The following is a 15,500-nucleotide window of genomic DNA, read 5'->3' on the forward strand; positions in this document are numbered from 1 at the left end:
ATTTTTATTGACAAATAAACGTATGATTGCTAATAATCAAGAAAAGAGAATAAGGAGCGGATATGAAAAACAAAAGAACATCTCGCACGTTGATCATGCTAAACATTGCTATGTGGAGTCTTGTGATTATTTCCACCTGTTTACATTATCAATTTAATCCTTTTTCATTTATCTGGTTTGATGTTATCGCACCAGTTGGTCATTTTTTTGCAGTCGTTTTTTCTGCTTTATCTAGTTTTACTGTATCAATGTATGAACTTTTTAAACCGGAAACATTTTGGGGCTGGGTATGGTTTGTAGTGTTTGTTGTGCCAATCATTTGTTTGCCTCTTTATGTGGTTTTATTGGTATTGTTTGCTGGTAAACTTTCACACCATGATACGGTGATTCCACCTTCTTATTTAAAGTAATTAGCTTTTGCTAATTTGTTCTATCACCAATTCATTCAGCATTGATAAATCCTGTTCTGAAATGCCCAATAGTTCCCGTTGGGCATATCTCACTTTAAAATCCTTCTCTTTTGATGGTCGTGCCGTTAAACCGTATTGATGCACTGCAGCAATGGCGGCACTTGAGCCATTAAAACCCACTGAAACTTCGTTCCCATTTGACCGCACTTTTAAATGTCGGGCTGTGCGGAGTTTGGCGAACATGGCTTTGCGTTTGATTCGTCCTTTCTTTTTTCTAAATTCTTTACGTGGTTTTCTAGGTTCAAAGGCAGAACCATCGGGATTTTGTTGGCGTGCAATTCGGTTCGATTGGCTTTTTCGCAAAGCTTGCCCGATTTTTCGCCCAAGCTGTCTGCGCGCCTGTGGAGAAAGATTGGCAATAAGTGTGGTCAATTTTGCCTGAATTTCTTCTACTGTAGCCATTAGACGATATCACCCTCAAAAATTGGCGAATCCCAGTTTTCCAAATAGACTTTTACTCGGGTTGGTTCATCCCATACTGGTTCTTTTGCGTAATGGATCTGCACGTTATTCCCATCTTTTTTCGACACAACACGTTCAGTAAGTTGGATTTCGAAACTAATATCTGCGGTGTTGTTATTGTTGTAATCCACCTGGAATTTAAATGCGTTCTCTCGAATTTGTGGATTTTCTAATATTTCAGGTTGATTTGTGCGGAGATAAGCCATCATTGGCACAATCAAGGTGGCAATATCGCCTGCATAATCAGTCACTACAACATTGAGTGTATAACGATATTCAAAACTAAATGATGCGGCACCCGTTGCGACGATTTGCCCACCGTCCACATAAAGTTGTAGATGGTCGGGATTTTTTACAAAATCGGGGTGACTTTGTTCAAGGATTTTGCGCAGTTGGTTGGGCTTTTTCATTTTCGAAAATTCCGTTGTTGCATTTCAAATCTTTGTTGGCAAGTCACGCAACGTGTTACGCCCTGAATCATTTGTCTGCGCTTTTCGGGGATGGGGGCATCACAATCTTCACAATAAAGGCGACTTACTGCTTTAAAAGTGCGGTGTTTTTTGAGGGCAATTTCACGTTGCATTTCTTCGAGCTGTTGTGCTCGGTCGAATTGATCTGTCATGGCTGTTCCTTTTTATTAAATTCATCCATGCATTTTTTTAAACTTGAGTTTTCAATGATGCATAAATCAAGGTGGTGCTGTGTCTGTAAATAGGCTTCGGCTAATTCGCCGTTGGTGCGAATTTGTGGCGAATAGGCACTGCACTCCGTTGTTTGCGGACAAAGAATCGGTGATTTAATGACTTCCTGTTGAGTTGAGCACGCGTTTAACATCATCAGGCAAAGGGCGGTCAGCCCAATCTTGGTTTGATTTAAGTACATTTTTTAAATCCTGTGTTTGTTGATTTTGATTTGCTTTGAGGTTGTTTACGGCTTGAATAAGCTGTGCTTGCTGTTCGGCAAAATTTTGAACGCTATGATTTAACTCAATGTAAGAGTTTTGCCATTTCAGTTTTAGCTGTTCTTCTTTAAGCATTTCTTTTCGCCAATAATTCGCCTCAAATCCCAGAAAAATAATGAGGAGTACAAGCAGAATTGGCCCGATAAGTAAAATGCCTCGTTCTTTTTCGGTTAAGAAATTAAACATAGGTTTTTCTCCTTTTGACGGCGTTCAATTAATCCTTTTAGCGGTTTTCCTGCAGCGTAAATCCAACGCTCAAATTGACTGCACATGGCCTTGCTGTAGCCTTGGCGTGCCATTTTAAAAAGTGAGCTATTTTTTAATTTGCCACATCCTACGTTAAAGGTGATAGACACTAAGGCATCAAATGCACCTTGTGGCATGGTTTGACCGTTGGCATATTGATTCACGCATTTTTCTGATTGTTTAATGCCTTTTACGTATAATTCGGCAATTTCTTGCAAGGTGTAAATTTTATTGCGGTCGATTTTTTCAACAGCATCGGTTATGCCTATGCCGACAGTTAAAACATCGGCAGGGCATTGATAGGGCTTTTTCATGCAACCTTCTGCATTGCCAATCAGTAACAAGCCTTTTTCGGATGTTCGAATTTCATTCCCATGAGTGGCAATCACCAGTCCAACAACGGCAGATATGGCGCAGATGTATTTGGCGGAACGTTTAATCATGATGATGGATCCGTTGTTCGAGTTCTTTTTCTTTTAATTCAAAATCTTTTTTCTTGTAATACCAATTCACAAGAAAGGTGGCGACACCAATCACAATACCTGTAACCGATGCGACATCAGCCCAATTTACATTTGAGAACATATCGGCAATGCGTCCAATCAAAAAGGCGAATATTCCTGATATGTAAGATGCTTTTGATGGTGTGTCGTGCATATCAGCTCCAAAGTTGAATTGTGTCATTTGCTACACTGATTTTTTCTGTATCGGCATCTGGCAATATGACTGGGGTACCAATGGGAATAATGGGCTTATCCATTAAATGCGGATTGAGTTCGCATGTTATTTCGAGCAAGCCTTCACTTCGTCCAAAATGTCGATAAAGAATGGCGTCTAAATTGTCATTTTGTTGTGCGTAAACTTGCATTAGATTAACTCCGCATCGACGCGTTTTCTGCCCAATATGTCGCTAATCGCAAAGCGAGCATCACGGCGTAATTCATCAATGCTGTCTTTGAGTTGCGCCATTTTCTTTTCGCCATCGTTAGTGCTGTCGTAGCTTGCATAGCGTTCATAAAGGTTTGCCAGTGCCAAGCAACTTACCGCACGTTTATAGCGATAAATCAGCACGCTTTCGCCATTGATATAGGGGGCAGAGATCTGTTCTAAACTGTCGCGTTTGCTTTGCGTTTTAAACGTGGAGAGTTCCGCATTGACGCTTGCCATGCCCTCAATCAAGGCATCTTGTAAACGTTGTGTGGTAATGGTGCCGTCTGCACGGTATTGATTACGAAATTGAGCAAGTGACATATCGGGGAAGAAACCATCATTACTGATAATGTCATCTAAGGTATCGTAATCATTTAACTGTTGCTGTACTTTGCCCATTTCATAATCGGGGGCAAGTTTGACTGATATTGCGCCGTCGCTCATTGATTTACCCTTATAAAAAAAGTCGGGTGAGGATTAAATTAAGTACGGCCAATAAATCCGTCAGAATTTGACCGCACTTTTAATCCGCCCGACGGCTGCGTGGTTTGCTCTTTACCAAAACCGATTATTCATCGGCTTTGTTTAATTGCTTACGTAATTTTTTAATATCGCCTTTCACGCCAATTTTCTGATCTAAACCCAAAGCACGTTCTAAATATGCCAGTGCTTGTTCAGGGTGCTTTTCAACCAATAACAAGCCCAATTCACGCAATAATCGCGCACGGCTTTCATCAGGCATATCGCAATCAGCGGTGATGCGTTGGACTTGCTCTAAGTAAGCCACTTCAAACGGTTTATTGGCGGCTTGTGCGGCTTTGGCTTGGTCGGCAAATTCTTCTGCCAACAAAGTGCCAAGTGTTCGGGTAAATGGCTCTGGCAAGCGTAAATCATGAAATACGGCATAATCGGCAATTTGTAACGCAAGGTGATATTCGCCACAGTCAATCGCCCACACGCACCATGTCATCAAGACGTTATCTTGTTTACCACTTCCGACCGATAACGCCCCTTCAATCCATGGTAGATAGTCAGGCAAAATTTGCTTTTTAAATGCGGCTTTGCGTTCCGTCGATTGGATGTTTTTTAAATCCTTTCGATGGCGAGCAAGAATACGGCACATTTTGTCATATTCCGTAAAGTCGCTTAGATCTTCGGTTTCCGCTGCGTGAGCCACAGCAGCGGAAATGGTACGAAGATGAATTTGTGCGGGTGAAAGGCGTTCAGCCATTATTCTTTATCTTCAAACGTGATGTTTTCGATTAATGCCGCGCAACCATATTCTTCGACTTTGTAGTCGATGTTTTGCGACAAGTAATCTTCTACACGGTTGCGTTTCGGATTGTTCTTAATGAAACGGCGCATTGACCCTTCCTGAATGTAGATGGATAAATTATCCAATCGGGTGATCAGGATTGAGTTTTTCGGGAAGAATGGGACGCGAATCGCTTTTAAACCACCAATTTGTTTTTGTGAGATGATCACTTGGCTTGCAAGGTCATCCGTCGGTTTTAAATCCGTGTTAACGATGTTGAAGTATTTATCGTTTAAGATTTCACGACCGCAGATAACCACCAATTCGGTGTCATCGGCGTAAACTTCATCAATTAAGGTGTTGACGGCATCAAGCACTAAGGCATCAATGTTTTCATAGCCGTGGTTTTTGGCTTGACCTTTACCCACTTTGATTTTGTTCTCAGTATTTGCACCGTTCATTACATGTGTTGGCATATCGTCACGTAATTGTTGTAGCCAACCTTTTTTCACGTCTTGCAGTTTCGGATTTGAAGACAAATCGGAGGTTTCACTGCGACTTGTGCCGTTTAGCCCCATCATAATGAGGTTTAAGGCGATGGTTTTTTGCGTTAAATTCGCCAATTTTTTCTGGAAGTCAGGGTGTTTCGCCCATTGGTCGAGTTTTGCCCATGGAATATGCGTGTCGAAATTGACTTGTTCGCATTTATATTTGCGACCGGTCATTTTGGAAACGTCTTTGGTTTCGCGCTCTTTGGTGTTGGTGTCTGTGGTGCTTGCAATCGCGGAAGCCACTTCAAGACCGACTAATTCCGCTTCCATTAACGGATCACGAACAACATTAATCCATTGTAAGAAGTTCGAACTTAACATCACTTTTTCAATCAGTTTTTGTTCTACGCTTGGGGTGACGGTAAATGTTTCTGCCACATCATTACTTGTTACACCGTTTAATTCGGCGACACGTGCCACATAGGCATTAAATTTCTGTTTAGTTTCGTTGCGCATGGTTGTTCCTTTAGCAATCGGTTAAAAATTCGGATTTACCTTCACCGGCAACGATTGGACGTTTGCCGAAGTCGGCGGACGGTGCTTTTTCAAGCGTGGTGAATTTGGCTTGAATGCTTTCATTGGTGGCTTTGACTTCTGTTAATTCGGTTTGCTGTTTTGCTAAATCAGCAGAAAGTGCGGTCAATTTTTCCAATGTTTCTTTGGTTTGTTCCGCTAAAAGCTCAATGGCTTGCGTTTGGTCGGCAAAGCGTTCATCGTCGGTTTTTTCTTTGTCGGCAAATAATGCGCGGATTTTGGCAAAGACAGACAGCCCTTTTTCTTTCACTTCTTCAAACTCTAATTCGGTTTCAATTGCGGCAGTGAAAAGGTTTTCGGCTTTTTCTTTACGGTTGTTGAGAGGATTTGCGCTTGCACCGGCAGAAAATACCAACATTTCGGTGCCAAGGCTTGCTGGATTATCAGTTACAGCTAAACCAACTAAGTAAGCTTCACCAGTGTCGGCAAAATTCGGATCGCACTCAATAGAGGTGTAGATTTTTTGACGGTCTTTATTCAGTTTGATTAAATCGTCTGTTGGGTCGATTTGAGCCAGTAACTGCAATTTACCTTCAGCATTTTCTTCCGTTTTTAAACCAACCACATCACCATAGCATTTTGAGTGCGGATCATCGTTCCACATATAACGCCATTTAATGTGTTCAAGATTAACGCGTGCACCGTATTTTTTAGGGTCATAATTTGCCGCCATTTGTTCAATCCAAGTGCGATTGATTGTGCGACCGTCTGTAGTTGCCCCTTCCGTTGCGACTACAAACCATTTTGAAGTTTTTGCCATTGCTTATCCTTTGTTTGATTTGATTCAAAGATTGCCATTATTCTGAAAGGTTTAATTTTGGTGGTCTATGAGTTGCTTTTGTTGTATGCCGATTCACAGAGTAAGCGGAAAGACTAACATTCGCCCCCTTTCTATTATGCGGTTGTAAATAGAAAGGATTAGGAATGGACGAACAAGTTATTAATCAACCTTCCCCCGAAGTGACGGCGGAAATCAAACGTAAAGCACAGCAGATGTATTTCAGTGGTTATAAAATCGCTGAAATATCTCGTCAGCTTGATATTCCTGCATCAACGATTGCCAGTTGGAAAGACAGAGAAAAATGGGATGATATTGCGCCTGTCGGTCGGGTTGAATTGGCATTAGAGACAAGATTGAATATGCTCATCGCAAAAGAAGAAAAGAGCGGTTCAGATTACAAAGAAATTGATTTGCTCGGGCGACAAATGGAACGCATGGCGAGAGTGAAAAAATATTCTTTCGGCGATGGCAATGAAGTGGATTTAAATCCTAAACTGGCGAACCGCAACAAGGGCGACCGCAAGAAAGCCGAACCCAATGCCATTGATCAGGAACAAGAAGAATTGCTGATTAATGGCTTTCTTGATGGAATGTTTAATTATCAGCGAATTTGGCACAAGGCGAAAGAACACCGAATCAGAAATATTTTAAAAAGCCGACAAATCGGGGCAACTTACTATTTTGCCCACGAAGCCTTTATTGATGCCTTGACGACGGGGCACAATCAAATTTTCTTATCAGCCAGTAAAAAACAAGCCTTACAGTTTCGCTCGTACATTGTGAATTACGCCAAGCAAACGGCAGATGTAGATTTAAAAGGTGAAACCATCAAACTTCCAAATGGGGCAGAATTGATTTTCCTTGGCACGAACTCCGCTACGGCTCAATCCTACCACGGCAATTTATATTTTGATGAAGTGTTTTGGGTGCCTAAATTTGATGTGATGCGAAAAGTGGCATCAGGTATGGCGGCGCAAAAAATGTATCGCCAAACCTATTTTTCAACGCCGACCACGATTGCACATCCTGCTTATGCGTTTTTCTCTGGAAAAGCATTTAATAAAAATCGGGCCAAGGCGGACAAAGTTGAAATTGACATTTCGCACGAGAATTTAAAAAGCGGAAAACTTTGTGCCGACCGTCAATGGAAGCAGATTGTAAGTATTTATGATGCAATGGAAGGTGGGTGCAACCTATTCAATATTGACGATTTGATCGCAGAAAACAGCAAAGAAGAATTTGAACAGTTGTTTTTGTGCCAATTTGCCGATGACAACAGTTCTGCTTTCAAGTTTTCGGACCTGCAACTTTGCCAAGTGGATAGCTTAGAAGAATGGCACGATTACAAGCCATTTTATCAACGACCTTTTGGCAATAGAGAAGTTTGGTTAGGTTATGACCCTGCTTTTACTGGCGACCGTGCAGCCTTAGTGATTGTTGCACCGCCGAAAGTGGAAGGGGGCGATTATCGCGTTTTACATAAACAAACTTTTCACGGTATGGATTACGAAACACAAGCAAGCCGCATTAAACAGTTTTGTGATGATTACAATGTGACTCGTATCGTGATTGATAAAACGGGTATGGGGTCGGGCGTTTATCAGGAAGTGAGAAAGTTTTATCCAATGGCGCAGGGCCTAGAGTATAACGCCGATCTTAAAAATGAAATGGTGTTAAAAACACAAAACTTAATTCAGAAACGTCGCCTTAAATTTGATAGTGGTGATAATGATATCGTGAGTAGTTTTATGACGGTGAAAAAACGCATTACTGGCACAGGGAAAATTACTTATATTTCGGATCGTTCGGAAGATGCAAGCCACGGCGATTTATCATGGGCAATTATGAACTGCATTTTAAATGTGCCTTATGGTTTAGGCGGCGATGTATCAAGCAACAAATCAACAATATTTACCTTTGAATAGGATAACCCAATGAGCAAAAACACAAAAAAATCTACCGCACTTTCTACTGGAAATCAAGCACAGGCATTTAGCTTTGGTGAACCTATTCCAGTGCTTGACCGTGCAGAAGTACTGAATTATTTCGAAAGCGTGTTGATGTATGAAAAATATTACAATCCGCCAATTAATTTAAGTTACTTAGCTAAAGCCTTAAATGCCTCAGCCCATCACAACAGTGCGATCACGGTGAAGAAAAACATTTTACTTTCAACGTGCAAAACAACCGCGCTGTTATCCAGAACACAACTTGAAAAACTGGTTCAGGATTATTTGGTATTTGGCAATGCGTTCATTGAAGTCGTGAAAAATGCATTCGGTGATGTGATTGCACTTAGATCGCCTTTAGCAAAATATATGCGTGTTGGTATTGATGAAGGTCAATTCTTCCAAATCGTGACTGGCTATGAAGAATATGAATTTAAAAAAGGTTCCGTGCTGCAACTTATCAATCCTGACATTAACCAAGAGATTTACGGCGTGCCGGAATATTTGGCCGCACTTCAATCTGCTTTTTTAAATGAAAGTGCCACATTGTTCCGCCGTAAATATTATCTGAATGGCGCGCATGCGGGTTCGATTATTTACATGACCGACCCAACACAGAACCAAGACGATATTGAAGCAATCAAAACGCAAATCAGACAAACCAAGGGCACTGGCAACTTTAAAAATTTATTTGTATATATCCCAAATGGGAAGAAAGATGGGATGCAAGTTATTCCGCTGTCTGATGCTATTGCCAAAGATGATTTCTTAAATATTAAGAATGCAAGCCGTGATGATGTGTTAGCCGCGCACCGTGTGCCACCGCAACTGATGGGAATTGTGCCTAACAATACTGGAGGCTTTGGTGACGTTGAAAAGGCAACGCGAGTGTTTTTTATTAATGAGATAATCCCATTGCAAGAACGATTGAAAGAGATTAATAGTTGGGTAGGGGAAGAAGTGATCACGTTCTCCGATTACAAATTGCTAAATTAGATCCTTTCAAAAATAAACAGCCCGCAGAAATGCGGGTTTTTTATTGCCAAAAGAGCTGTTTTTGTCCTGTATAGTATTAGCACTACCCCAGTGTATTATATCAAATCAATCAATATGATAAATCTTAAATCCTTATTTCAGCCCGATTTTTCGCCCAATTTTACGTATTAAAAATCGCAGTCAAACCCTCGCCACGCCCGCACACTAAAGATGTCGATTTCAACGCAGATTTAGATCCTTTCCAAAGCCTTTTCAGTAATAGCGCCCTTTAGATCCTTTATTTCAGATCTTTTAACGCAAACAAACGCAGAAAAATGAAAAAATTTACCTATTTTTATTGATGTAAATCAAATAAACATCATATTTTTGAAATTGCACAGATTTGTGCTAATTATTTGATCTTTATAAGGATAAGAAACTAGCTAGTCGCACCATCTAACCCTTTCATAACCCCGCGAAACTAATCGCGGGGTTTTGTTTTATCTAGGTTTTATGAGTGATATAAGAGAACAATAAATTATTTCTATATAAAACGGCTAAAAACATTTCTATTTTTAGCCGCACTTTTTTAATTTTCTTCTTTCTTTTCTTTAAACAAACCCGATGCACCCTCGGAATAATCTCTTGGTTGTTCATTTTGAGATTTATCTGTTGCAGTAATTAACTGTTGGGTGAATAAACCTTTGTGATCTTTTTCGCCCAGTAAATTATTGGAAGAGGTTGCGTAGTGGCGATAAAGTTTTTGATAATCGTTAATTAAGGTTTTGAATAATTCAGCACTTTCTGCAAAATGTTTTTCGATTTGCGCCTTTTGTGTATCAAGTTGGGTTTTAACTGTTTTTAATTCAGCTTCTGTTTTAGCTTGATGTTTCACGGATCCTTTGGTTAAACGCACAATAATGTAACCAATAAATAATCCAACAATAAAAGCGATACCAATTGCTACCCAAATTTCATTTGTCCAATTTTCCATAATATTCTCCTGTTTATTTGGCTTAAAAACTAACAAGTTGCAATAATAACAATTTCAACTTTCCAATGAGGATCCGCTAATTTAGCTTCGACTGTCGCTCGACTTGGTGGGCTAACATGATCGACCCATTCATCCCAAGCTTGATTTAATTGTGCATAATCTTGCATGTCTGCCAAGAAAATTTGCGCAGTTAAAATATTGCTTTTATTGGAGCCAATTTCTGCTAACAATTTATCAATTAAACCTAATACTTCTTTGGTTTGTTCGTAGGCATTTTGCTCGATGGTTAGCTCTGGAACTTGCCCTGCAAAATAGGCGAGGTTGTTATGAATTGAAATTTCACTTAAACGTGAGCTGGGTAAAATGCGTTGAATTGTCATAGGGTTCTCCTTTGGCGTGTTTTCTTCTATTCTAAATAGCGTTTACCACTTTGTAAAATCCTCTTTACTAGGCTAGAATACACGATAATTATTCTCAATTATTTAATCATTATGAAACTACTTATCTCTAATCAGCATGGCGCTATTGTTATGGCATTGGTGCCTTTTATTTACGGCATGTTACTTGCCAATCCTGTATGGGCGCACGTATTTTTATTATTAGGATGGTTTTCGCTTTATTTGATGACTTATCCTTTTTTGAATTTATTTAAAGGTAAAAATCTTGAGTTATACAAAAAATGGTCTGTGATTTATTTTGCTGCTGCTGTGATTTTTGCGATTCCTGCGTTAATTTATAATTGGCAAGTGCTGTATTTTATGTTTGCCATGCTACCGTTTGTCGCGGTAAACATTTATTTCACCAAGAAAAAAGATGAGCGTAACTTATGGAATGACTTGGCGGGGATCTTAATTTTTGCTCTAGCTGGAATGGGATCTTATTACTTTTCTGACCGCACTTTTGATGAAAAAATACTTTGGGTGGCGATTTATCCAACATTATTTTTTATTGGAACAACACTTTATGTGAAATCCATGATGCGTGAGCGAAAAAATCCACGTTATTTTTGGGCGTCAGTGATTTTTCACTTATTATGTGTGCTGATTTTTGTTGTTTCACAACAATTTATTTTAGCATTAGCTTTTGTTCCCGGATTAGTGCGAGCGGTTTATCTGCCCACTAAAAAGCTTTCTGTTATGCAAGTTGGACTAACAGAATTTGCGATTACTGCTGTGTTTTTTATTTTACTTTTAACAGCAACTTTATAAATGAAACTGAAGTTATTTTTTCATACAGTATTACTTTTTTGTAGCTTGCCTATTTGTGCAATGAAAACCGTTGATATTACAGCGAGTTCGAAAATGGATGATCAAGCAAGAATGAATTTGGCACAAGACTTTGTCAATAAACAGCAATGGATGTCTGTTTTCGATATCATGTATCCGATGGCGTTAGAAGGAAATATCACCGCTCAAAGCAACCTAGGTATGTTATATAATCTTGGGCGTGGCACGGTGAGAGACTACGAAAAGGCTTATTGGTGGTTTAGCGAAGCGGCAGAGAAGGGCAGCGTGAAAGGGCTAAATAACCTTGGCGTTATGTATCTGCGTGGCGATTACGTCAAACAAAATACAGAGCAAGCCATTAAGCTTTTTGAACGTACAGCTCGAGCTAAAGATACGGATGCCATGATGATGTTAAGTAATATTTATCGCTCACAAAACCAATCTGAAAAATCATTGGAATGGCTGAAGAAAGCCGCTGAATTAGGCAATAAGGAAGCAAAACAGCGTTTATCTAGTCAGCCATAATCTAAAAGTGCGGTTATTTTAATCGCACAAATTTCACGCCACTATGTTGCAATAGCAATTTCATTGGATCTTCATCATTTGAGACTGTTTTTTCACGTAATTCAATTAATTTCATCCGCAAATGGGCGAGTTCATGAATTCGTGTGGCCACCTCTTTAATATGTTTGTCTAACACACGATTTATTTCTTCTGCTTGTTGTTTTGAGGCATTTTCTAAATTCAGTAGGCTTTTTATTTCACTTAATGAAATATCTAAATTTCGGCAGTTACAAATAAATGATAAACGTTGCAAGTGTTCTTCATTATATTGTCGAAAATTGCCTGAAGTGCGTTTTGGGGGGGGGATTAAACCTTGTTGTTCATAATAACGAATGGTTTCTACGGTACAGCCTAGGGCTTTAGCAAGTGCTCCAATTTTCATTAATCACCTTAAAAAATAACTTGACTCTAAAGTTACTTCATATTTTATCATGCGTTCAGATTTTCTTAAACAAACAAGGAGCATCCAAAATGGAATTAAAAAAAATCGTAGTGGGATTAACCGCACTTTTAGGTATGTCTGTTGCTAACGCTCACAATGTTTGGCTTGAACCTGCTTCAGCTAAAGGTGAATACGTGGTGAAATTTGGACATGAACAAACTGAAACCTATCCAGAATCTAAACTTAAATCTATCCAAGCCTTAAATGCGCAAGGAAAATTAACTGCCGTTGATTACCAATTCAGAAATGGCGAAGCCTATCTTATGCCTAAATCAGATTTAGTATTCGTTCATTTTGATAATGGTGTATGGTCAAAATTACCAAGCGGTAAATACGTTGAAAAAACAAAACGTGAAGAACCAACGGCAGAATTTAGTACCAATCCTGTTAAATTTGGTAAAGCGATTTTGAAATGGGATGCTGAATCTTTCAAATCTCATCAACAAGCTTATGAATTGGTTCCTCAAGAAAAAGCACAAGCGAACAAACCACTTTCTATCCTTGTGTTACATAATGGTAAACCGGTTCAAGGGATTAAAGTGGGCGTGAGTGAAGATGCACCGTTCAATTTAACGAATGAAAAAGGTATCGCTCAATTTACGCCAACTAAAGGCTTCAACAAAGTATGGGCAGAGTTTGAGGAAAAAGTAACAAATAATGCGGATTACGATCGTCGCTCTATAGAATATATGTTAACTTTTGATGCGCAATAATATGGATTTGGGATGAAGAAAATTGTTTTTTTAACCGCACTTTTTGCGGCTTGCTATCTCCCGAATGCTTATGCCCACGCGCTTTATGTGTTTGCCCAATATGATGGGCAAACACTCTCTGGCAAATCCTATTATTCTGATATGACCCCAGCAGCTGAAACTTATTTAGAAGTTTTCCGTTCTGGTGTTGCTGATCCCGTTTTAACTGGAAAAACTGACCGCCAAGGCGCATTTAAGCTTTCTATTGCTGATGTGCCACATACAACCTTAAAAGTTGTAGTGGAAGGCGATGAAGGACACCGTGCGTCAGTGGTTGCTGCTCATACATCTGCCGAAAATCAAAGCGGTGCAGATTTAATGCTTCTTCGTGAAGATATTGCGCATCTAAAAGATAAAATTTATTTGCATGATATTTTAGGCGGAATCGGTTATATCGTTGGTATTGCTGGACTCATTGCTTTACGTAATGCGCGTAAAATTAAACAAGGACGTATTTAATGCATTTATCTGAAGGCGTGTTACATACGCCTATTTTATTAGCTGGCGCAGTGCTTGCTGTTGCCGGCATTGCTGTAGGGTTACGTCGTTTAGAATCAGAACGTTTACCGCTTACCGCACTTTTTGCTGCTGCATTTTTTGTGGCAGGAACCATTCATGTGCCCGTCGGAATTGGTAGCGTGCATTTAATTTTAAATGGCATGGCTGGTTTATTCCTAGGGTGGGCTGTATTTCCTGCATTCCTCATCGCACTTTTATTGCAAGTCATCTTCTTTTCTTTTGGCGGATTTGCAGTGTTAGGCGTCAATCTTTGTGTGATGGCGACGCCAGCGGTGATCGCTCATTATCTTTTCCGTTCTCGTTTACAACCTCACATGGCTTTAAAAGATCGCTTATTAATCGGTATTGGATCTGGCGTAATTGGCGTTGGCGGGGCAGGCGCACTTGCCTCTTTTGTGCTGATGTTAGATGGTGGAAAAAGTTATCTGAATCTTGTTTGGCTCTTGCTAGTCTCTCATATTCCGGTATTTATTTTGGATAGTATTATCAGCGTAGGGGTGATTACCTTGATTGGTAAAATGTATCCTGAAGTCATGAATCGTACCGAGAATGTTTCTTAATGAAAATTCATCGCTTATTTCAACCGCACTTTAGGTTGATTTATCTGTTTATCTGGGGGCTAATCATTAGTGGATTGAGTGATCTCACTTGGCTTATCCCCCTTAATGTGCTTGCAGTTTCTCTCTTTTTTATTTCACTGCAGTTCAGTCAAAAATCTTTTTTGCCCTATCTTAAACGTTGGTTTGCTTTAATCATTTTTATTGCTTTAATGTGGGCGACATTAAGTTGGAAAATTGGAGAAAATGGCATTGAACTCAATTTTCAAGGCATAGAATTAGCAGAAAAGTTAAGTTTACGGACTCATTTATTGTTGATTTCGCTTTGGCTTTTTTTGTGGAATATTAATGATGCGGTGCTTGTTCAAGCCATTGGTAAATTGCCTTTGCCGGAAAAATTAATTCAACTGTTTGTGCTGACCGTACGTTACATTGCACTGCTTGGAGAATTGCGTCAAAAAATGGATATTGCTATGAGAGCTCGTGGATTCCGTCCTGGTCTTAATCGCCGAACCCTTTATGTGACGGCTCAAAGTGTCGCTTTATTATTGATTCATGCTCTGCTGAAGGCCGAAACGGCGCAAATGGCTTTAAAATGTCGTGGTTTTCAGTTTGGCAAAAAGAGAGAAAAATAACATGTTAGCTGTAAATAATCTTTGTATAGAACGTAATGGTAGAGCGATTATTCAAGATTTGAGTTTTACCTTGGAAGGTCAAAAACGCCTTTTCGTACAAGGGGAAATTGGATCAGGAAAAACGACATTACTTCTTGCTTTGTTGGGATTTGTTCCCGTAACTAAAGGTGAAATTCAATTATTTGGCCAAGTTTGTCGTGAAGAAAAAGATTTCGCACCCTTTCGTGGCACGATTGGTATTTGTTTTCAAAATGCCGATGATCAACTTTTTGGCCCAACAGTATTGGATGATATTGCCTTTGGACCATTAAACCAAAATGAGCCTAGAGATCAGGCGTATCATATTGCAGAGCAGCAATTAGAACGTCTTGGTATCACACGTTTAAAAGATCGTATGGTGCATACCTTATCTGGTGGTGAGAAAAATTTCACCGCACTTGCGGGTGTTTTAGCGATGCAGCCAAAAATTTTATTATTAGATGAACCCACCAATGGATTAGATCGAAAAAATACTGAAAAATTGACCGCACTTTTACGTGAACTTTCCTTACCCATTTTGATTTCGTCCCATCATCATGGATTTATTAACGAATTAGCCACAGAAATTATCAGTTTATGATCTTCATCAAAAAGCCGAATTTTGATTGTGCTATGCTTGTTGCAAATTTGTTGACAAAGCTAAGGGCTTTGAGTGTTT

At 39.6% G+C, this 15,500-nt stretch carries 25 protein-coding genes; 10 read left to right on the top strand and 15 right to left on the bottom strand.

The genetic code is table 11. The features are described 5' to 3' along the window. Positions 1–62: 62 nt before the first annotated feature. Positions 63–410 carry a hypothetical protein gene (locus DV417_RS05585; RefSeq protein ID WP_118879022.1) on the top strand — a complete coding sequence of 116 codons (348 nt, stop codon included), beginning with the start codon at positions 63–65 and terminating at the stop codon, positions 408–410. On the opposite strand, the gene DV417_RS05590 is transcribed toward DV417_RS05585, so the two are convergent. The 12 genes from DV417_RS05590 to DV417_RS05645 form a co-directional block, all read right to left on the bottom strand. Then, positions 411–872, bottom strand: a complete 462-nt coding sequence (locus DV417_RS05590; protein ID WP_118879023.1) for a phage virion morphogenesis protein — start codon at positions 870–872, stop codon at positions 411–413. Next, the gene (locus DV417_RS05595; RefSeq protein WP_118811416.1) at positions 872–1,342 is read right to left on the bottom strand and encodes a phage tail protein; all 471 of its coding nucleotides are present in this window, start codon (positions 1,340–1,342) and stop codon (positions 872–874) included. Before DV417_RS05595 ends, DV417_RS05590 begins: the two co-directional genes overlap by 1 nt. Next, complete coding sequence (locus tag DV417_RS05600; RefSeq protein WP_005633796.1) at positions 1,339–1,554, bottom strand: TraR/DksA family transcriptional regulator; 216 nt, start codon at positions 1,552–1,554, stop codon at positions 1,339–1,341. The genes DV417_RS05595 and DV417_RS05600 overlap by 4 nt, the downstream gene beginning before the upstream one ends. Next, positions 1,551–1,814, bottom strand: coding sequence for an Rz1-like lysis system protein LysC (gene lysC, locus DV417_RS09565; protein WP_005672206.1), 264 nt, complete (start codon positions 1,812–1,814; stop codon positions 1,551–1,553). The genes DV417_RS05600 and lysC overlap by 4 nt, the downstream gene beginning before the upstream one ends. Beyond that, positions 1,729–2,079, bottom strand: a complete 351-nt coding sequence (locus tag DV417_RS05610) for a chemotaxis protein (RefSeq protein ID WP_114908576.1) — start codon at positions 2,077–2,079, stop codon at positions 1,729–1,731. Before DV417_RS05610 ends, lysC begins: the two co-directional genes overlap by 86 nt. Continuing rightward, complete coding sequence (locus DV417_RS05615) at positions 2,064–2,582, bottom strand: lysozyme (RefSeq protein WP_005633800.1); 519 nt, start codon at positions 2,580–2,582, stop codon at positions 2,064–2,066. The genes DV417_RS05610 and DV417_RS05615 overlap by 16 nt, the downstream gene beginning before the upstream one ends. Next, a complete protein-coding gene (locus DV417_RS05620) occupies positions 2,575–2,796 on the bottom strand; it encodes a phage holin (RefSeq protein ID WP_005633803.1) in 222 nt (73 codons plus the stop codon). Before DV417_RS05620 ends, DV417_RS05615 begins: the two co-directional genes overlap by 8 nt. 1 nt (position 2,797) lies before the next feature. After that, on the bottom strand, positions 2,798–3,007 hold the full coding sequence (locus DV417_RS05625; protein WP_005668467.1) for a tail protein X: 210 nt from the start codon (positions 3,005–3,007) through the stop codon (positions 2,798–2,800). Then, a complete protein-coding gene (locus tag DV417_RS05630) occupies positions 3,007–3,513 on the bottom strand; it encodes a head completion/stabilization protein (protein WP_114908577.1) in 507 nt (168 codons plus the stop codon). Before DV417_RS05630 ends, DV417_RS05625 begins: the two co-directional genes overlap by 1 nt. A 124-nt stretch (positions 3,514–3,637) precedes the next feature. Next, on the bottom strand, positions 3,638–4,300 hold the full coding sequence (locus DV417_RS05635) for a phage terminase small subunit (protein ID WP_118879024.1): 663 nt from the start codon (positions 4,298–4,300) through the stop codon (positions 3,638–3,640). Further along, positions 4,300–5,331: a phage major capsid protein, P2 family gene (locus DV417_RS05640; protein ID WP_114908579.1), complete on the bottom strand. Its 1,032-nt coding sequence runs from the start codon at positions 5,329–5,331 to the stop codon at positions 4,300–4,302. The genes DV417_RS05635 and DV417_RS05640 overlap by 1 nt, the downstream gene beginning before the upstream one ends. A 10-nt stretch (positions 5,332–5,341) precedes the next feature. Next, a complete protein-coding gene (locus DV417_RS05645; RefSeq protein WP_118879025.1) occupies positions 5,342–6,169 on the bottom strand; it encodes a GPO family capsid scaffolding protein in 828 nt (275 codons plus the stop codon). Between the two features lie 164 nt (positions 6,170–6,333). On the opposite strand from DV417_RS05645, the gene DV417_RS05650 reads away from it, so the two are divergent. Both DV417_RS05650 and DV417_RS05655 read left to right on the top strand, forming a co-directional pair. Continuing rightward, positions 6,334–8,115 (top strand): terminase large subunit domain-containing protein, encoded by a 1,782-nt coding sequence (locus tag DV417_RS05650; protein WP_118879026.1) that lies wholly within the window; start codon positions 6,334–6,336, stop codon positions 8,113–8,115. Between the two features lie 9 nt (positions 8,116–8,124). Continuing rightward, the gene (locus DV417_RS05655; protein ID WP_118879027.1) at positions 8,125–9,135 is read left to right on the top strand and encodes a phage portal protein; all 1,011 of its coding nucleotides are present in this window, start codon (positions 8,125–8,127) and stop codon (positions 9,133–9,135) included. Between the two features lie 568 nt (positions 9,136–9,703). Here DV417_RS05655 and DV417_RS05660 read toward each other — a convergent pair. Both DV417_RS05660 and DV417_RS05665 read right to left on the bottom strand, forming a co-directional pair. Then, positions 9,704–10,108 (bottom strand): Z-ring associated ZapG family protein, encoded by a 405-nt coding sequence (locus tag DV417_RS05660; RefSeq protein ID WP_118879028.1) that lies wholly within the window; start codon positions 10,106–10,108, stop codon positions 9,704–9,706. A gap of 29 nt (positions 10,109–10,137) precedes the next feature. Beyond that, on the bottom strand, positions 10,138–10,488 hold the full coding sequence (locus DV417_RS05665) for a RidA family protein (RefSeq protein WP_118879029.1): 351 nt from the start codon (positions 10,486–10,488) through the stop codon (positions 10,138–10,140). Between the two features lie 111 nt (positions 10,489–10,599). On the opposite strand from DV417_RS05665, the gene DV417_RS05670 reads away from it, so the two are divergent. Beyond that, positions 10,600–11,316: a YwiC-like family protein gene (locus DV417_RS05670; RefSeq protein WP_065249631.1), complete on the top strand. Its 717-nt coding sequence runs from the start codon at positions 10,600–10,602 to the stop codon at positions 11,314–11,316. Further along, entirely contained in the window at positions 11,317–11,859 is a 543-nt protein-coding gene (locus DV417_RS05675) for a tetratricopeptide repeat protein (protein ID WP_192878553.1), read from the top strand. Between the two features lie 13 nt (positions 11,860–11,872). Here DV417_RS05675 and DV417_RS05680 read toward each other — a convergent pair whose 3' ends face one another. After that, complete coding sequence (locus DV417_RS05680) at positions 11,873–12,280, bottom strand: Cd(II)/Pb(II)-responsive transcriptional regulator (protein ID WP_005633867.1); 408 nt, start codon at positions 12,278–12,280, stop codon at positions 11,873–11,875. Positions 12,281–12,369: 89 nt separating this feature from the next. On the opposite strand from DV417_RS05680, the gene DV417_RS05685 reads away from it, so the two are divergent. The 5 genes from DV417_RS05685 to DV417_RS05705 are packed head-to-tail and all read left to right on the top strand — an operon-like array spanning position 12,370 to position 15,422. Then, complete coding sequence (locus DV417_RS05685; RefSeq protein WP_118879030.1) at positions 12,370–13,053, top strand: DUF4198 domain-containing protein; 684 nt, start codon at positions 12,370–12,372, stop codon at positions 13,051–13,053. 12 nt (positions 13,054–13,065) lie between these two features. After that, positions 13,066–13,551 (top strand): hypothetical protein, encoded by a 486-nt coding sequence (locus DV417_RS05690; protein ID WP_005642909.1) that lies wholly within the window; start codon positions 13,066–13,068, stop codon positions 13,549–13,551. Continuing rightward, on the top strand, positions 13,551–14,171 hold the full coding sequence (gene cbiM / locus DV417_RS05695; protein WP_118879031.1) for a cobalt transporter CbiM: 621 nt from the start codon (positions 13,551–13,553) through the stop codon (positions 14,169–14,171). The genes DV417_RS05690 and cbiM overlap by 1 nt, the downstream gene beginning before the upstream one ends. Further along, a complete protein-coding gene (locus DV417_RS05700) occupies positions 14,171–14,803 on the top strand; it encodes an energy-coupling factor transporter transmembrane component T family protein (protein WP_118879032.1) in 633 nt (210 codons plus the stop codon). The genes cbiM and DV417_RS05700 overlap by 1 nt, the downstream gene beginning before the upstream one ends. Position 14,804: 1 nt before the next feature. Then, positions 14,805–15,422 carry an energy-coupling factor ABC transporter ATP-binding protein gene (locus DV417_RS05705; protein ID WP_118879033.1) on the top strand — a complete coding sequence of 206 codons (618 nt, stop codon included), beginning with the start codon at positions 14,805–14,807 and terminating at the stop codon, positions 15,420–15,422. Positions 15,423–15,500: the final 78 nt, after the last annotated feature.

Origin of the sequence: Haemophilus haemolyticus, assembly GCF_003490935.1 — a bacterium.
GTDB lineage: Bacteria > Pseudomonadota > Gammaproteobacteria > Enterobacterales > Pasteurellaceae > Haemophilus > Haemophilus haemolyticus_M.

Excerpts from the sequence above, each read along its gene's own strand:
- DV417_RS05585 (WP_118879022.1), top strand. The coding sequence starts at position 63 with ATGAAAAACAAAAGAACATCTCGCACGTTGATCATGCTAAACATTGCT.
- DV417_RS05590 (WP_118879023.1), bottom strand. The coding sequence starts at position 872 with ATGGCTACAGTAGAAGAAATTCAGGCAAAATTGACCACACTTATTGCC.
- DV417_RS05595 (WP_118811416.1), bottom strand. The coding sequence starts at position 1,342 with ATGAAAAAGCCCAACCAACTGCGCAAAATCCTTGAACAAAGTCACCCC.
- DV417_RS05600 (WP_005633796.1), bottom strand. The coding sequence starts at position 1,554 with ATGACAGATCAATTCGACCGAGCACAACAGCTCGAAGAAATGCAACGT.
- lysC (WP_005672206.1), bottom strand. The coding sequence starts at position 1,814 with ATGTACTTAAATCAAACCAAGATTGGGCTGACCGCCCTTTGCCTGATG.
- DV417_RS05610 (WP_114908576.1), bottom strand. The coding sequence starts at position 2,079 with ATGTTTAATTTCTTAACCGAAAAAGAACGAGGCATTTTACTTATCGGG.
- DV417_RS05615 (WP_005633800.1), bottom strand. The coding sequence starts at position 2,582 with ATGATTAAACGTTCCGCCAAATACATCTGCGCCATATCTGCCGTTGTT.
- DV417_RS05620 (WP_005633803.1), bottom strand. The coding sequence starts at position 2,796 with ATGCACGACACACCATCAAAAGCATCTTACATATCAGGAATATTCGCC.
- DV417_RS05625 (WP_005668467.1), bottom strand. The coding sequence starts at position 3,007 with ATGCAAGTTTACGCACAACAAAATGACAATTTAGACGCCATTCTTTAT.
- DV417_RS05630 (WP_114908577.1), bottom strand. The coding sequence starts at position 3,513 with ATGAGCGACGGCGCAATATCAGTCAAACTTGCCCCCGATTATGAAATG.
- DV417_RS05635 (WP_118879024.1), bottom strand. The coding sequence starts at position 4,300 with ATGGCTGAACGCCTTTCACCCGCACAAATTCATCTTCGTACCATTTCC.
- DV417_RS05640 (WP_114908579.1), bottom strand. The coding sequence starts at position 5,331 with ATGCGCAACGAAACTAAACAGAAATTTAATGCCTATGTGGCACGTGTC.
- DV417_RS05645 (WP_118879025.1), bottom strand. The coding sequence starts at position 6,169 with ATGGCAAAAACTTCAAAATGGTTTGTAGTCGCAACGGAAGGGGCAACT.
- DV417_RS05650 (WP_118879026.1), top strand. The coding sequence starts at position 6,334 with ATGGACGAACAAGTTATTAATCAACCTTCCCCCGAAGTGACGGCGGAA.
- DV417_RS05655 (WP_118879027.1), top strand. The coding sequence starts at position 8,125 with ATGAGCAAAAACACAAAAAAATCTACCGCACTTTCTACTGGAAATCAA.
- DV417_RS05660 (WP_118879028.1), bottom strand. The coding sequence starts at position 10,108 with ATGGAAAATTGGACAAATGAAATTTGGGTAGCAATTGGTATCGCTTTT.
- DV417_RS05665 (WP_118879029.1), bottom strand. The coding sequence starts at position 10,488 with ATGACAATTCAACGCATTTTACCCAGCTCACGTTTAAGTGAAATTTCA.
- DV417_RS05670 (WP_065249631.1), top strand. The coding sequence starts at position 10,600 with ATGAAACTACTTATCTCTAATCAGCATGGCGCTATTGTTATGGCATTG.
- DV417_RS05675 (WP_192878553.1), top strand. The coding sequence starts at position 11,317 with ATGAAACTGAAGTTATTTTTTCATACAGTATTACTTTTTTGTAGCTTG.
- DV417_RS05680 (WP_005633867.1), bottom strand. The coding sequence starts at position 12,280 with ATGAAAATTGGAGCACTTGCTAAAGCCCTAGGCTGTACCGTAGAAACC.
- DV417_RS05685 (WP_118879030.1), top strand. The coding sequence starts at position 12,370 with ATGGAATTAAAAAAAATCGTAGTGGGATTAACCGCACTTTTAGGTATG.
- DV417_RS05690 (WP_005642909.1), top strand. The coding sequence starts at position 13,066 with ATGAAGAAAATTGTTTTTTTAACCGCACTTTTTGCGGCTTGCTATCTC.
- cbiM (WP_118879031.1), top strand. The coding sequence starts at position 13,551 with ATGCATTTATCTGAAGGCGTGTTACATACGCCTATTTTATTAGCTGGC.
- DV417_RS05700 (WP_118879032.1), top strand. The coding sequence starts at position 14,171 with ATGAAAATTCATCGCTTATTTCAACCGCACTTTAGGTTGATTTATCTG.
- DV417_RS05705 (WP_118879033.1), top strand. The coding sequence starts at position 14,805 with ATGTTAGCTGTAAATAATCTTTGTATAGAACGTAATGGTAGAGCGATT.